The sequence below is a fragment of the Bartonella clarridgeiae ATCC 51734 genome, assembly GCF_000518185.1.
In the GTDB taxonomy this organism is placed as follows: Bacteria; Pseudomonadota; Alphaproteobacteria; order Rhizobiales; family Rhizobiaceae; genus Bartonella; species Bartonella clarridgeiae.
This window is the reverse complement of record NZ_JADC01000010.1, coordinates 270205-286954: the sequence shown is the minus strand read 5'-3', so window position 1 is coordinate 286954 and position 16750 is coordinate 270205. Positions and strand designations below refer to the sequence as shown.

The window sequence follows — 16750 nt, the reverse complement described above, 5'->3', positions numbered from 1 at the left end:
AATGGCAAAGAGCAAATTTGAACGTACGAAGCCGCATGTTAATATAGGTACGATTGGTCACGTTGATCATGGGAAGACTTCATTGACAGCAGCGATTACGAAGTATTTTGGTGAATTTAAAGCATATGATCAAATTGATGCAGCCCCTGAGGAGCGTGCTCGTGGTATAACGATATCTACTGCGCATGTTGAGTATGAAACGGAGAGTCGTCACTATGCCCATGTTGATTGTCCTGGTCATGCGGATTATGTTAAGAACATGATTACAGGGGCTGCGCAAATGGATGGAGCTATATTGGTTGTTTCTGCAGCGGATGGTCCTATGCCTCAGACTCGGGAGCATATTTTGTTGGCACGTCAGGTTGGTGTTCCAGCGATTGTTGTTTTTCTAAATAAAGTTGATCAGGTTGATGATGCAGAGCTTTTAGAGCTTGTTGAACTTGAGGTTCGAGAACTTTTATCGAAATATGATTTTCCTGGGGATGATATTCCCATAGTTAAAGGGTCAGCTTTAGCAGCCCTTGAGGATTCTAATAAGAGTATAGGGGAAGATTCCGTTCGTCTTTTGATGAGTGAAGTTGATAAGTATATACCGACACCTGAACGTCCAGTTGATCAACCGTTTTTGATGCCTATTGAAGATGTATTTTCCATATCTGGTCGTGGTACGGTTGTTACAGGTCGTGTTGAGCGTGGTGTTATTAAAGTTGGTGAAGAAATAGAGATTATCGGTATTCGTCCTACGTCTAAGACGACAGTCACCGGGGTTGAAATGTTTCGTAAGCTTTTGGATCAAGGTCAGGCTGGTGATAATATTGGAGCTTTGCTTCGTGGTGTTGATCGTGAAGGGATTGAGCGTGGTCAGGTGTTGGCAAAGCCTGGTTCTGTTACGCCGCATACTAAGTTTAAAGCTGAGGCCTATATTTTAACGAAAGATGAAGGTGGTCGTCACACACCGTTTTTCACGAATTATCGTCCGCAATTTTATTTTCGTACGACAGATGTCACCGGTATAGTTACGTTGCCTGAGGGCACAGAAATGGTTATGCCAGGTGATAATGTCGCTATGGATGTTTCTTTGATTGTGCCGATTGCAATGGAGGAGAAGCTCCGTTTTGCAATTCGAGAAGGTGGCCGTACCGTTGGGGCTGGTATCGTATCTAAAATCATTGAATAAATGAAATAAATTGCTTAGGGTGTATTTGAGGTATTTTCCTCAAAGGTTAGGGGTATAGCTCAGTTGGTAGAGCGGCGGTCTCCAAAACCGCAGGTCGCGGGTTCAAGTCCTGCTGCCCCTGCCATGTGATTGTAGTTTGAGTCATAATTAGTGAGAGGATAGATTAGTTACATTTATTTTCTTTTTTTTGTATAGGGCTTGTTTTTTTGTACATGAAACTGTATTGAATGGAAAATGATGGGGTTGCGTAAGGATGGCGGTGATTTTGCATTTTTATGATATTTTTTTATTGTGTGGTTTGCAATAAGATTAGAAAGAATATAGTGTGACTAATGGCATCTAGAATCAATCTTATTACCTTTTTGAAGCAAGTTCGTGCAGAAACAGCTAAAGTGAAGTGGCCTACGCGTCGTGAGACAGTAGTTTCTACTATTATAGTATTAGTGTTGACGGCGTTAGCTTCGGTTTTCTTTTTTGTTGTGGATCAGGCTGTGAATTTTGGCGTATGGCAAGGTATTGATCTCCTAAAGTATCTTTTTAGTTGATAATGCAAGGAAGTGTGACTGTGGCTGCTCGTTGGTATATTGTTCAAGCATATTCGAACTTTGAAAAGAAGGTGGCGGAGGCTATTGATAAAGAAGCGAAGCAGAAAGGACTTGATCATTTATTTAAAAAGATTTTTGTTCCGATTGAACGTGTTGTTGAAATTCGTCGTGGTCGTAAGGTTGATTCTGAACGCAAATTCTTTCCCGGTTATGTTCTTGTTTGTGCTGAGTTGACAGATGAAGTCTATCATCTCATTAAGAATACTCCTAAAGTGACAGGTTTTTTAGGTTCAGATGCACGTCCTGTTCCTATTTCTGATTGCGAAGTTGAGCAAATTCTGAAACAAGTTAAGGAGGGGGTTGAAGCTCCAAAGTCTTCTATGTCATTTGAAGTTGGCGAGCAAGTTCGAGTAGCAGATGGGCCTTTTGTTTCTTTTAATGGTATTGTTCAAGAGGTGGAAGAGGAGCGCTCTCGTCTTAAGGTTGAAGTGTTAATTTTTGGGCGTCCTACGCCTGTTGATTTAGAGTTTGATCAGGTTGAAAAGCTTTGATTAAGCTGAAAGTGATTTTTAGTCACTTTTAAAATATGTTAAGATGGAAGGCAATTTATAGCTTTTGCCGGCTTTATGATCCGAACCATCAAACTGCAGTAGGTTTTTGGTTTAATAAATGGCCAATTTACCAGTCTAAATTAGAGGCAGATTATTATGGCAAAAAAAAGTGTAGGTCAGTTGAAATTACAGATTCCTGCGGGAGCGGCTACTCCATCACCTCCGATTGGTCCTGCTCTCGGACAGCGTGGTATTAACATTATGGAATTTTGTAAAGCGTTTAATGCAGCTACGCAGGAAATGGAAAAAGGTGCACCGATTCCAGTTATTGTTACTTATTATCAGGATAAATCTTTTACGTTTTCATTGAAGACGCCTCCAGTGTCCTTTTTTTTGAAAAAGGCAGCAAATTTGAAAAGTGGTTCGAAAGAACCTGGTAAGGTATCTGTGGGGACTATTCCTCGTGATAAGATTCGTTCGATTGCAGAGGCAAAAATGAAAGATCTTAACGCAAATGATATTGAGGCAGCAATGCGTATGGTTGAAGGTTCTGCTCGCTCTATGGGCTTAGAGGTGTTAGGCTAATATTATGGTAAAGGTAGCAAAGAGAATACAGAAAATTCGCGAAGGCATTGATTTTAATAAGCTTTACGCTTTAACGGATGCTGTTTCAATGGTCAAAGAGCGCGCGGTTGCTAAATTTGATGAAACAATTGAGATCTCAATGAACTTGGGTGTTGATCCTCGTCATGCTGATCAGATGGTTCGTGGTGTTGCTCATTTGCCTAATGAAACAGGGCGGAATGTTCGTGTTGCTGTTTTTGCACGTGGTGCTAAGGCTGAAGAGGCTAAAGCAGCGGGTGCGGATATTGTGGGTGCTGAGGATTTATTTGAAACTATTAATAGAGGGACGATTAATTTTGATAGGTGTATTGCAACGCCAGATATGATGCCTCTTGTTGGTCGTCTTGGTAAAATTCTTGGTCCGCGAAGTTTGATGCCAAACCCAAAAGTTGGTACTGTAACGCTTGATGTTATTAGTGCTATTAAGGCTTCTAAAGGTGGTGCTGTTGAATTTCGTGTTGAAAAATCTGGTATTGTGCATGCCGGTATTGGTAAAGCTTCTTTGGGGGTTGAGAAAATAGTAGAAAATGTTAAAGCTTTTGCAAGTGCAGTTGTTAAAGCTAAGCCACAAGGTGCAAAGGGTGAATATATTAAGCGGGTTGCAGTTTCTTCAACAATGGGTATTGGAATAAAAGTTGATCCTGCAACAATTCGTTCAGAGTCAGTATGAACAGATTGTGATTTTGTTGTATTCTGATGGCTGAGATTATATTTTTGGTTGTCGATTTTAGTCGGCATCCAGTTATCTGAGCTTTATTGAGCTCGGGTCATACCGGGAGAAATTTCGGAATGTCCTGTCCGAGATTGTAGGTGATGCCTTTTGGGGTGTCTTAATTGAACAAAACCTACATGAGACTGGGGTGAGAACTTTGAAGTTATAAACTTAGAAGGTTTGAGCCAAGATTGCCTTTGATCGTTTATGCGTGAAGAAGGGGGCAGGATCCTCGTCGTTAGCATAGAAGAATTTCATGCTATCAAAGGTAACCAACAGGTTTGTTTTTATAAGCCTGTTAAATGGAGAAAGACAGTGAATAAAGCGGAAAAAAGCAAATTTGTTGCATGGCTTAACAAGACTTTTCAAGAGTCCGGTTCTGTTGTTGTTGCGCATTATTCCGGTTTGACTGTTTCACAAATGAACGATCTTCGTTCGAAAATGAATGAAGCAGGTGGTGCTATTAAAGTCGCCAAAAACCGTCTTGCTAAAATCGCTCTTCAGGGTACAGAATCTGAAGCAATGATGGATTTGTTCACTGGACAAACACTTATTGTTTATTCAGAAGATCCAATTACGGCATCGAGAGTTGCTGTTGATTTTGCAAAAACCAATGATAAATTTGTTATCCTTGGTGGTTCAATGGGTGCAACAAGTTTAAGTGTTGATGCTATGAAGTCTTTGGCTTCATTGCCTTCATTGAACGAATTACGGGCAAAAATTTTGGGTATGGTTTCTACTCCTGCGACCCGTATTGCTCAGATTGTTAATGCACCTGCTGGTCAGGTTGCGCGTGTTGTTGGTGCATATGCCCGAGGAGGATAGAGCAGCTTAAGGCTGTTTTTTGTGATCCAAATTTATAGAGGTTCTTGATGTTTTTCTGTTTTTTTGGATAAATTCTAAACAATAATTCAAATCTTTTAAGTGAAGGAATTTTAAAATGGCTGATCTGGCTAAGATCGTAGAAGATCTTTCTAACCTTACTGTTTTGGAAGCTGCAGAACTTTCGAAATTACTTGAAGAAAAATGGGGTGTTTCTGCTGCTGCTCCTGTAGCTGTTGCTGCTGTTAGTGCTGCTGCTCCAGCTGCCGAAGAGAAGACAGAATTTGATGTTATTCTTACTGATGGTGGTGCTCAAAAAATTAATGTTATTAAAGAAGTTCGTGCTCTTACAGGGCTTGGACTTAAAGAAGCAAAGGATTTAGTTGAAGGAGCGCCTAAACCTATTAAGGAAGGTATTTCTAAAGACGAAGCAGAAAAAATTAAAACCCAACTTGAAGCTGCTGGTGCTAAGGTTGAGCTTAAATAATTTATTTTATTGGTAAACTTTTATGTATGCCAGTCTCTTGCCCTAGAAAAAGAGCTTGATTAAGGAAATCCTTTTCCTTACAGATCAGTTAACTGTAAGGAAGTGTGAGGTGTTTGTAAAGGGCCTAATGCCTAATAAATAGATAGACTGGTTGGTTAGGCATATGAAATTTAAGTGATACTCATTTTAAGGGTATTAAGTGAACTGGTCTGTATATGCAGGCTGATGACATGAAGCTATCAAGGTTTAGTCTACCTTGAGTAGTAAAGATCGAGGATCGACAATGGCTCAGACTTTAGCGATGATGTCTCAATTTAATGGTCGTAGGCGTGTGCGCAAGTTTTTTGGTAAGATTCCTGAAGTAGCAGAAATGCCAAATCTTATTGAAGTTCAGAAAGCTTCATATGATCAATTTCTTATGATTGAGGAACCTGAGGGCGGGCGTTTAGATGAAGGTTTGCAGGCTGTTTTTAAGTCGGTATTTCCTATTTCGGATTTTTCCGGTACAGCTATGCTTGAATTTGTTCGTTACGAGTTTGATTCACCTAAATTTGATGTGGAAGAATGTCGTCAGCGTGATTTGACATATGCAGCACCATTAAAGGTGATACTGCGTTTAATTGTCTTTGATGTTGATGAAGATACTGGTTCGAAAGATATTAAAGACATTAAAGAGCAAGGTGTTTATATGGGCGATATGCCTTTAATGACACACAATGGTACGTTTGTCATTAATGGTACAGAGCGTGTTATTGTTTCGCAGATGCATCGCTCTCCGGGTGTCTTTTTTGATCATGATAAAGGAAAAACTCATTCATCAGGTAAGTTTCTTTTTGCAGCTCGTGTGATACCTTATCGTGGTTCTTGGCTTGATATTGAGTTTGATGCTAAAGATATTGTCTATGCTCGTATTGATCGGCGACGCAAGATTCCAGTGACCAGTCTTTTAATGGCGTTGGGTATGGATGCATCAGATATTTTATCGACATTTTATAATAAAGTTACTTATGAATGCGCTAAGAATGGTTGGCGTATTCCCTATTCAGTTGATCGTTTTAAGGGAATGAAACTGATTTCTGATCTTGTTGATGCGGATAGCGGTGAAGTTGTCGCAGAGGCTGGTAAAAAGCTCACGGTTCGTACTGCAAGGCTTTTGGAAGAAAAAGGTCTGAAAGCGATTGAAATTAGTGAAGATGATTTGTTGGGATCCTATCTTGCAGAAGATATCGTGAATTATCAAACAGGTGAAATTTATCTTGAAGCTGGTGATGAAATTGACGAAAAAGCATTAAAAATTTTGTCTGATGTTGGTGCTGATCAAATTAATATTCTTGATATTGATCATATGAATGTTGGTGCATACATTCGTAATACTTTAAAGATGGATAAAAATGAAAGTCGACAGGATGCTTTATTTGATATTTATCGAGTAATGCGTCCAGGTGAGCCGCCGACAATTAATACAGCGGAGGCTATGTTCCATTCATTATTTTTTGATCCAGAGCGTTATGATCTCTCAGCTGTTGGGCGTGTCAAGATGAATTTGCGTATGGGGCTTGATTGTCCGGATACGGTTCGCATTTTGCGTCAAGAAGATATTATTGCTGTTGTTAAGATGTTAGTTGAATTGCGTGATGGTCGTGGTGAAATTGATGATATTGATAATCTTGGCAATCGTCGTGTGCGGTCAGTTGGGGAATTGATGGAAAATCAATACCGGATTGGTTTGCTTCGTATGGAGCGTGCAATAAAAGAACGTATGTCGTTAGTTGAAATTGATACAATTATGCCACAAGATTTGATTAATGCAAAGCCAGCTGCAGCTGCAGTTCGTGAGTTTTTTGGATCTTCACAATTGTCGCAATTTATGGATCAAACCAATCCATTGTCAGAGATCACTCATAAACGTCGTCTTTCTGCTCTTGGTCCAGGTGGTTTAACCCGTGAGCGTGCAGGTTTTGAAGTGCGTGATGTGCATCCTACACATTATGGTCGTATTTGTCCGATTGAAACGCCGGAAGGGCCAAATATTGGTTTGATTAATTCCTTAGCGACATTTGCTCGGGTTAATAAGTATGGTTTTATTGAAAGTCCATATCGCAAAATTGTTGATGGTAGAGTGACAAAAGAAGTTATTTATCTTTCTGCTATGGAGGAATCAAAACATTATGTAGCTCAGGCTAACTCTTCATTAGATGTAGAAGGACGTTTTACAGAAGAATTTGTTGTCTGTCGTCATGCTGGTGAAGTTTTAATGGCACCACGTGATCATATAGATTTGATGGACGTTTCACCAAAACAGTTGGTTTCTGTAGCTGCTGCACTTATTCCATTTTTGGAAAATGATGATGCAAACCGTGCTCTGATGGGATCCAATATGCAGCGTCAAGCAGTTCCGCTTTTACGCGCAGAAGCGCCACTTGTTGGTACAGGTATGGAAGCAATAGTTGCTTGTGATTCAGGTGCCGCTATTGGTGCGAAACGTGGTGGTATTGTTGATCAAGTTGATGCAATGCGTATTGTTATTCGTGCAACAGAGGATTTAGATCCTTCAAAATCTGGTGTTGATATCTACCGTTTACAGAAATTTCAGCGTTCCAATCAATCTACCTGTATTAATCAGCGTCCTCTCGTACACGTAGGAGATCGGATAGAAAAAGGTGATATTATTGCTGACGGTTCATCTACAGACCTTGGTGATTTAGCTCTTGGAAGGAATGTTCTTGTAGCATTTATGCCCTGGAATGGTTACAATTATGAGGATTCTATTTTACTTTCTGAGCGTATTGTTGCTGATGATGTATTTACTTCGATTCATATTGAAGAGTTTGAGGTTGCTGCACGTGATACAAAGCTTGGGCCAGAAGAAATTACCCGAGATATTCCTAATGTTGCAGAAGAGGCATTAAGGAATCTTGATGAAGCTGGTATTGTGTATATTGGTGCTGAAGTCCATCCTGGTGATATTTTAGTTGGTAAGATTACGCCAAAAGGTGAAAGTCCAATGACGCCGGAAGAAAAACTTTTACGCGCGATTTTTGGTGAAAAAGCTTCAGATGTTCGTGATACTTCTATGCGAATGCCTCCTGGAACTTTTGGTACTGTTGTAGAAGTTCGTGTTTTTAACCGTCATGGTGTAGAAAAAGATGAACGTGCAATGGCAATTGAACGTGAAGAAATTGAACGTTTGGCTAAAGATCGTGATGATGAGCAATCAATTCTCGATCGGAGTGTTTATGCACGTCTTGCGGATATATTAACAGGTAAAATTGCGATAGAAGGTCCAAAAGGATTTTCCAAAGGGAAGACCCTTGATAGTACAATAATGGAGCAGTATCCTCGGTATCAGTGGTGGCAATTCGTTATTGAGGATGAGAAGATTCAGAGTGAAATTGAAGCTTTGCATAAGCAGTATGATGAGTCAAAAAAAGCATTGCAATGTCGCTTTATGGATAAGGTTGAGAAAGTTCAAAGAGGCGATGAAATGCCTCCTGGTGTTATGAAAATTGTGAAGGTTTTTGTTGCAGTGAAGCGCAAAATCCAACCAGGGGATAAAATGGCAGGACGTCACGGTAATAAAGGTGTTGTGTCACGTATTCTTCCAGTAGAAGATATGCCATTTCTTGAAGATGGAACGCATGCAGATATTGTTTTGAATCCTTTGGGTGTGCCTAGTCGTATGAATGTTGGTCAAATTCTTGAAACACACCTTGGTTGGGCGTGCGCAGGCATGGGTAAGAAAATTGGTGATTTAATAGAACTTTATCAGGAGAGCGGAGATATATTGCCTTTGCGTCAGCGTATTGAAAATCTTATTCCTGATGATGAACGCAATGAACCAGTTCGCCACTATGATAATGAAAGTATTTTTAAGTTAGCGCTTCAGATGAAAAAAGGTGTTTCGATTGCGACACCTGTTTTTGATGGAGCCCATGAAGCTGATATCAATATGATGTTGGAAGATGCAGGCTTAGATAGTTCAGGGCAAGTTACGCTTTATGATGGCCGCACTGGAGAGCCCTTTGATCGTCCAGTGACTGTAGGATATATCTATATGCTTAAATTGCACCATCTTGTGGATGATAAGATACACGCGCGTTCAATTGGGCCTTATTCACTTGTTACGCAGCAGCCGTTAGGGGGTAAAGCTCAATTTGGTGGTCAGCGTTTTGGTGAAATGGAAGTTTGGGCACTTGAAGCATATGGTGCTGCATATACTTTGCAAGAGATGTTGACGGTTAAATCAGATGATGTGGCGGGTCGAACAAAAGTTTATGAAGCAGTTGTTCGTGGTGACGACACATTTGAGGCAGGTATCCCTGAGAGCTTTAATGTATTGGTTAAAGAAATGCGCTCTCTTGGTCTTAATGTAGAGCTTGATGATGCATGTGAACTTATTGGGCAACAAACACTGTCTGATTCAGAAGATTAATTTTTGAGCGAGCATATTAAAATGGTGCGCTCTGATTTTTTATAAAGTTATGACATAACAGAGAAATTTCTATTAGATAGAAAAATATTTTAAAAATGAAAACAGGCCTTAAATAAAGCTTTAACAAAAAAAGCTGTTTTGGCTGGTTTTAAGAATCTTTGAAGGAGAACAGCATGAACCACGAGGTCATGAATCTTTTCAATCCTCAAGCACTAGTGCAGACATTCGACTCTATTCGTATTTCAATTGCGAGTCCTGAGAAGATTCTGTCTTGGTCATACGGTGAAATTAAAAAGCCAGAGACCATCAACTACCGGACATTTAAGCCAGAGCGTGATGGTCTTTTTTGTGCACGTATATTTGGCCCTATTAAAGATTATGAATGTTTATGTGGAAAATATAAACGTATGAAATATAAAGGTATTATCTGTGAGAAATGTGGCGTAGAAGTCACTCTTTCACGGGTACGTCGTGAACGTATGGGGCATATTGAGCTTGCGGCTCCAGTAGTTCATATTTGGTTCCTTAAGTCATTACCTGGTCGTATTTCTACTCTTTTAGATTTGACTTTAAAAGATATCGAAAGAGTTCTTTATTTTGAGAATTATATTGTCACAGAACCAGGATTGACATCTCTTAAGTTACATCAGCTTCTTTCTGAAGAAGAATATATGCTTGCTGTTGATGAATTTGGGGAAGACCAATTTTCAGCTATGATTGGTGCAGAGGCTATTTATGAGCTTCTTGCTGGGATGGAGTTAGATAAAATTGCAAATGATTTGCGTGCTGAATTAGCTGAAACAACTTCAGAATTAAAACAGAAAAAACTGATTAAACGACTTAAGATCGTTGAAAATTTCCTTGAATCTGGCAATAAACCAGAGTGGATGATTATGAAAACTATTCCAGTCATTCCACCTGATTTACGTCCATTGGTTCCATTAGATGGTGGTCGTTTTGCAACATCAGATTTGAATGATCTCTATCGACGTGTTATCAACCGTAACAACCGTTTAAAACGATTAATTGAGCTGCGTGCTCCTGGAATTATTGTCCGCAATGAAAAACGTATGGTACAAGAAGCTGTTGATGCATTATTTGATAATGGTCGTCGTGGACGTGTGATTACTGGGGCAAATAAGCGTCCATTAAAATCGCTTTCAGATATGCTAAAAGGTAAGCAAGGACGTTTCCGTCAGAATCTACTTGGGAAGCGTGTTGATTATTCAGGTCGCTCTGTTATCGTGACAGGTCCTGAATTGAAATTACATCAATGTGGTCTTCCGAAAAAAATGGCTCTCGAATTATTTAAGCCTTTTATTTATGCACGACTTGATGCAAAGGGTTATTCATCTACTGTCAAACAGGCCAAGAGGCTTGTTGAAAAGGAACATCCCGAAGTTTGGGACATCTTAGATGAGGTTATTCGTGAACATCCTGTTTTGCTGAATCGTGCACCAACGCTTCACCGTTTAGGAATTCAGGCTTTTGAACCTATCTTGATTGAAGGGAAAGCCATACAACTTCATCCGTTAGTGTGTACAGCTTTTAATGCGGATTTTGACGGTGATCAGATGGCTGTTCACGTTCCTCTTTCTCTTGAAGCACAGCTTGAAGCTCGTGTTTTGATGATGTCAACCAATAATATTCTTCACCCAGCTAATGGTGCGCCGATTATTGTTCCATCACAGGATATGGTTCTTGGTCTTTACTACCTTTCCATTGTTTCTGAAAAAGAGCCGGGTGAAGGGATGGCTTTTGCAGATATGGGTGAGTTGCATCACGCTTTGGAAAACAAAGTTGTAACTTTGCATACAAAAATTAAAGGCCGTTTTAAAGGTATCAATAAGGATGGTGAGGTTGTTTCCAAACTCTACAATACAACGCCTGGTCGTTTAATTATTGGTGAGCTTTTACCAAAAAATCCGAATATTTCGTTTGATATTGTTAATCAGGAAATGACTAAAAAGAACATTTCTAAAATGATTGACCAAGTTTATAGACACTGTGGGCAGAAAGAAACGGTGATTTTCTGTGATCGTATCATGCAGCTTGGTTTTTCGCATGCTTGTCGTGCTGGAATTTCATTTGGTAAAGACGATATGGTTATTCCTGATAGTAAGTCTCGTCTAGTAGCAGAAACGGAAGCTCTTGCTAAGGAGTATGAGCAACAATATAGTGATGGTTTAATTACCCAAAGTGAGAAATATAACAAAGTTGTTGATGCTTGGGGTAAATGTACCGATCGTGTTGCCGATGAGATGATGAAGCGTATTCAGGCAGTTGAATTTGATTCTAAAACAGGTCGTAAACGGCAGATGAATTCAATTTATATGATGTCGCATTCTGGTGCGCGTGGTTCTGCTAGTCAGATGAGACAATTGGCTGGAATGCGTGGGTTGATGGCAAAACCGTCAGGTGAAATTATTGAAACACCTATTATTTCTAATTTTAAAGAAGGTTTAACTGTTAATGAGTACTTCAATTCAACTCATGGTGCACGTAAAGGACTTGCTGATACTGCATTAAAGACTGCTAACTCTGGTTATCTGACGCGGCGTCTTGTTGATGTTGCACAAGATGCTATTATTTCAGCGGTTGATTGTGGTACTGTAAAAGGTCTTACTATGCAGCCGATTGTTGATTCAGGACAAATTGTTGCTTCTCTTGGTCAGAGAATTCTTGGTCGTACAGCGCTTATTGATATTTTGCATCCGATTTCTGGTGAGGTTATCCTTGAGGGTGATGCAATGATCGAAGAATCTGATGTTGCTAAGATTGAAGAAGCAGGAATTCAGTCTGTTCAAATACGTTCTGCTTTGACCTGTGAGACGCGTCTTGGTGTTTGCGCTAAGTGCTATGGTCGTGATTTAGCACGTGGAACATTAGTTAATCAAGGGGAAGCAGTTGGTGTTATTGCAGCTCAATCAATTGGTGAACCAGGAACTCAGCTTACGATGCGTACTTTCCACTTAGGTGGAACAGCACAGGTCGTTGACTCATCTTATTTCGAAGCGTCTTATGAGGGTACGATAGAAATTCGTAACCGCAATGTAGTTCGAAATTCTGAGGGCCATTTGGTGGTTATGGGGCGCAATATGGCTATTCTGATTAAGGATGAGTCTGGTAAAGAGCGTGTTGTGCATCGCATTAGTTATGGTGCACGCATCTTCGTTGATGATGGTGATGTTGTAAAATGTGGACAGCGTATAGCAGAGTGGGATCCTTATACACGGCCAATTTTGACTGAAGTTGATGGTTATATAGGTTTCGAAGATATGGTTGATGGCTTGTCAGTTACTGAAACAGCTGATGAATCTACAGGTATTACTAAGCGTTTGGTTATTGATTGGCGTGCTAATCCACGTGGTGCTGAACTAAAACCAGCAATTATCATTCATACAGATGAGAAGGGTGAAACTATTGCCAAATTGTATAAAGGGGGTGAGGCTCGTTATATGATGTCGATAGAGACGATTCTCTCTGTTGAACCTGGTTCCTATGTTAAGGCAGGTGATGTTATTGCACGCTTGCCAATGGAAAGTGCTAAAACTAAAGATATTACGGGTGGTTTGCCACGTGTCGCTGAGCTCTTTGAAGCACGTCGTCCAAAAGATCATGCTATTATTGCTGAAATTAGTGGTACAGTTCGGTTTGGTCGTGGTTACAAAAATAAGCGCCGTATTATCATTGAACCACATGATGAATCCTTTGAACCAGTAGAATATTTAATTCCGAAAGGTAAATTATTTCATTTGCAAGAAGGTGATCAGATTGAAAAAGGTGATTATATCCTTGATGGTAATCCAGCACCTCATGATATTTTAGCTATTAAAGGTGTTGAAGCTTTAGCATCTTATCTTGTTAATGAGATTCAGGAAGTTTATCGTTTGCAGGGTGTTTTGATCAATGATAAGCATATTGAAGTGATTGTTCGACAGATGTTGCAAAAGGTTGAAATTACGGAATCTGGTGATTCTGGTTATATTTCAGGTGATCATGTTGATCGCATTGAATTAGATGAAATCAATGATAATCTGATTGCCGAAGGTAAAAGACCTGCAGTAGGTAATCCTATACTTCTTGGAATTACAAAAGCATCTCTTCAGACACCCTCTTTTATTTCAGCAGCGTCATTTCAGGAAACAACGCGTGTGCTCACTGAAGCAGCAGTTTCTGGAAAAATTGATACTCTGCAAGGGCTTAAGGAAAATGTTATTGTTGGTCGGCTTATACCTGCAGGTACAGGTAGTACGATTGCCCAAATTCGTCGTATTGCTACCGTTCGTGATGATCTGATTGTGAATGAGCGCCGCAAATCCAGTGATGGCGAAACCGCGAAAGCTATGTTAACAAATATGACAACTAGTGCTGCTGAATGATTTAATATATGTTAAAAAATGATATGAGACGTTTGAATAAAATTAGGCGTTTTTATTGAACTTTAAAACTCAGAAATAGCGTATTTTTCTGATAAGTGTATTTTTATAAATTTTATAAAATGATTGTAGATTTAAGAAATTTTTATGTAAATAAGATTTTTTATTATAATATCAGCACTTTATTATAAGCTTTCAATCTTTATATAATGGAGAGAAAATTTATTTTGGTGTATTTAAAATTGAAAGATCTATAAAATAGATGGAGTCGATTATTATCCTCCAAGAAATAAGATGAAGAAGTTAGATTATCTGATAAGAAGATATGATTTTTTAGCAAAGTTTGTTTCAATTTATATTTTCTTTAAAAATTACAAAGTTAATACAAAAAAATAGTAAGCAGTTCTTCTAAAATAATTCAACAGGTAATTAATTTTATATATAGTACTTATCTTGTTGAAAAAAATCATATTTTTCATCTTTAAAAATAAAGCAATAAGAAAAATACTAACAAAATTTGGTATAAAACGTATTGGGTAACAATATAGTTTATTTATTAAGCAGAATATTAGAATGCAGGGATATTATTCAATTAATGATTTAATGCGAGAATTTTCAATAACTGCTCGGACTTTGCGTTATTATGAAGAAAAAGGATTACTTATACCTTTTCGGCGTGGGTATAAGCGATTGTATACACAAACGGATCGTTATAAATTAAAGCAAATATTACAGGCTAGAAGGGTTAATTTTTCTTTATCTGAGATATCTAATATATTAGCAATGGATAGGAAACCGCCTAATAATGAAAAAAGACTTAAAGAATTAATTGCGGATGTTAATAAAAAACGCGCTGATTTGCAACAGATGCGGCGCGATATTGATGATTTATTGCATGATTTAGAACGTATCGAAGAGATTTTTTTTGAGAGTTTGGCTGAGTTAGGAGTTAATCATTAATCTAAGTTTTATAAGTTTGACTAAAATTTTAATAGAATCCTATTTAAAAAGATTACATTTTAACGTTTTAATGCTCGCTACAATTGGTGAATGTAAAAATAATTCCTGAGTAGCTTAGTGTTTTCAAATTTAGAGTGTTCATTTTAGTGATACTTAATTGATGTAAAAGAAAATTAAGTTTAAAGCTAAAAAGCACTAAATCGAAACTTAGATTGAGTAATACTAAACTCAAAATTGAGCTGAGTGATTTTAGCTACTTTATTTTAATAATCAGAACTGCTGTAAATAGTTATCTTCTCTTTTGATCTTAAGGTAACTAACATCAAATTTAGCGTGGATGAGTTTTACATATTTTCAATAATAAAATAACATATATTGCTACAATAAGTGTGAGGCAATTAAACTGTTAATCACAGTAGAGATGTATTCAAAATTATCTGTTATTTAAACAGGGAAACCATATATTAGAATTACTATCTATACTACGTATTATAGCATTTTTATAAGGAGATAAAAACTTATGAGAAGTTATAGAGATTATATTGGTTATTAAATTCAGTCATCATGCTTTATAGCACAATTTTATGCAGAACAAAGTAAATAATAAGTACTAAAGAGATGTCATATTTCTTTTTAATTTGATACGATATGTTTTGCAGTGTGCTTGAATCTTTATTCAATTTCTATGTTGTTATAAATTTTTTTCTAAAAAATCGTATTTTTGCAATTAACAAGCCAGTTGTTAAATAAGCTAAGATCTCCAAAATTACATATCACTGGTTTTATTGATAGTTTTAACTTACTGTAATCTTGATGAGTTTTTTTATGATGTTGTCATAAGAGCATGTTATGCGATTTATGTGCTGTTATTGTTATAATGTAAGCTATTTTATACTTTATTGAATATTTATGTACATTATGATATCTGCATCATTGTTTGTTCCTTTAACACGTGGCGAGTTTTTATAAAGGACATGAAATTGAAACATGCATTAAAGTATGATTTCTGAAAATGATTTTAAAAATATATAATTTATTGATTTTATTATATTTTTTGTATAACGTGTTGTGAAAGAAAGTTATAACAAGTTAGACAAAAATATGAAATAAGGTTAGCGGGTAGAGCAGGTAACTAACAAATTTACCTTATCCAATTGACTGGAAATACTGAATTAAGGAAGTGTAAGAATTTTTCATTTTGTTTCACTAAATAAAAGAAAAGCGACATTTAAATTGTATTTCATATAAGAGAAAGTAAGAACAATGAAGGATTCTACTGTTAATATTTTTCAATCCGTTCTGTCACGAAAATCAATTCGAGCCTTTACTGATCAACCTGTTGAGCAAGAAATAATCGAGGAAATATTAAAATTTGGGGCGCGGGCTCCATCTGGAACAAATCTTCAACCTTGGAAAGTGATTGTTTTAACAAGCGATGCATTGCAGAAAGTAGGAGAAGAACTTTCACAACTTATATTATCGGGTATAAAAGGGGAGCGTGAATACCAATATTATCCACGTAAATGGCGTGAGCCTTATATTTCTCGACGTAGAAAAGTTGGTTTGGATCTTTATAAAAGTCTTGGTATTCAAAAAGGTGAGCAAGAAAAGATGATTCGTCAACAAGCGCGGAATTTTTCATTTTTTGGTGCACCTGTTGGGCTTTTGTTCACAATGGATCAAGATATGGAGATTGGTAGTTGGCTTGATTTAGGTATGTTTATGCAAACGATTATGCTAGTTGCACGTGGCTTTGGGTTAGATACGTGTCCCCAAGCTGCATTTGCTGATTACCATAAGCAATTGTGTGCACTTTTGTCAGTGTCTCCTGAACAGCGTATTATTTGCGGTATGGCCCTTGGTTATCGTGATGCGAATGCTCCAGAGAATAATTTTGAGACTGAGCGTGAACCGATCAAAAATTTTGTGCGTTTTGTTCAATCATGCTAATTAGGTATTTTTTATTCGTTTGAGTATAAAATTTGAAAGGCCTAAGGCATGATACAAAATATTTCATGGGATTTCTAATTTTGCATTTTATTTTAATGTTGCGTGTTAACA

The 16750-nt window shown here is 37.8% G+C and carries 11 protein-coding genes and 1 tRNA gene; all 12 read left to right on the top strand.

Annotated elements, in window-relative coordinates; all coding sequences use genetic code 11:
* Position 1: 1 nt before the first annotated feature.
* The gene (gene tuf, locus T420_RS06915) at positions 2-1177 is read left to right on the top strand and encodes an elongation factor Tu (RefSeq protein WP_013545217.1); all 1176 of its coding nucleotides are present in this window, start codon (positions 2-4) and stop codon (positions 1175-1177) included.
* A 48-nt stretch (positions 1178-1225) separates the two neighbouring features.
* Positions 1226-1301 (top strand) — tRNA-Trp (locus tag T420_RS0103565).
* Positions 1302-1509: 208 nt separating this feature from the next.
* Positions 1510-1722: a preprotein translocase subunit SecE gene (gene secE, locus T420_RS0103560; protein ID WP_013545215.1), complete on the top strand. Its 213-nt coding sequence runs from the start codon at positions 1510-1512 to the stop codon at positions 1720-1722.
* A gap of 20 nt (positions 1723-1742) precedes the next feature.
* Complete coding sequence (nusG, locus tag T420_RS0103555; protein WP_026501145.1) at positions 1743-2273, top strand: transcription termination/antitermination protein NusG; 531 nt, start codon at positions 1743-1745, stop codon at positions 2271-2273.
* 156 nt (positions 2274-2429) lie between these two features.
* Positions 2430-2858, top strand: a complete 429-nt coding sequence (rplK, locus tag T420_RS0103550; protein WP_013545213.1) for a 50S ribosomal protein L11 — start codon at positions 2430-2432, stop codon at positions 2856-2858.
* A gap of 4 nt (positions 2859-2862) precedes the next feature.
* On the top strand, positions 2863-3567 hold the full coding sequence (rplA, locus tag T420_RS0103545) for a 50S ribosomal protein L1 (protein ID WP_013545212.1): 705 nt from the start codon (positions 2863-2865) through the stop codon (positions 3565-3567).
* A gap of 357 nt (positions 3568-3924) precedes the next feature.
* On the top strand, positions 3925-4434 hold the full coding sequence (gene rplJ / locus T420_RS0103540) for a 50S ribosomal protein L10 (RefSeq protein WP_026501144.1): 510 nt from the start codon (positions 3925-3927) through the stop codon (positions 4432-4434).
* 115 nt (positions 4435-4549) lie between these two features.
* Entirely contained in the window at positions 4550-4918 is a 369-nt protein-coding gene (rplL, locus tag T420_RS0103535; protein WP_013545210.1) for a 50S ribosomal protein L7/L12, read from the top strand.
* A 283-nt stretch (positions 4919-5201) separates the two neighbouring features.
* On the top strand, positions 5202-9350 hold the full coding sequence (gene rpoB, locus T420_RS0103530) for a DNA-directed RNA polymerase subunit beta (RefSeq protein ID WP_013545209.1): 4149 nt from the start codon (positions 5202-5204) through the stop codon (positions 9348-9350).
* Between the two features lie 173 nt (positions 9351-9523).
* Positions 9524-13732 carry a DNA-directed RNA polymerase subunit beta' gene (gene rpoC, locus T420_RS0103525; RefSeq protein ID WP_013545208.1) on the top strand — a complete coding sequence of 1403 codons (4209 nt, stop codon included), beginning with the start codon at positions 9524-9526 and terminating at the stop codon, positions 13730-13732.
* 570 nt (positions 13733-14302) lie between these two features.
* Positions 14303-14689: a MerR family transcriptional regulator gene (locus tag T420_RS0103520; protein ID WP_013545207.1), complete on the top strand. Its 387-nt coding sequence runs from the start codon at positions 14303-14305 to the stop codon at positions 14687-14689.
* 1263 nt (positions 14690-15952) lie between these two features.
* A complete protein-coding gene (locus T420_RS0103515) occupies positions 15953-16639 on the top strand; it encodes a nitroreductase (protein WP_013545205.1) in 687 nt (228 codons plus the stop codon).
* Positions 16640-16750: the final 111 nt, after the last annotated feature.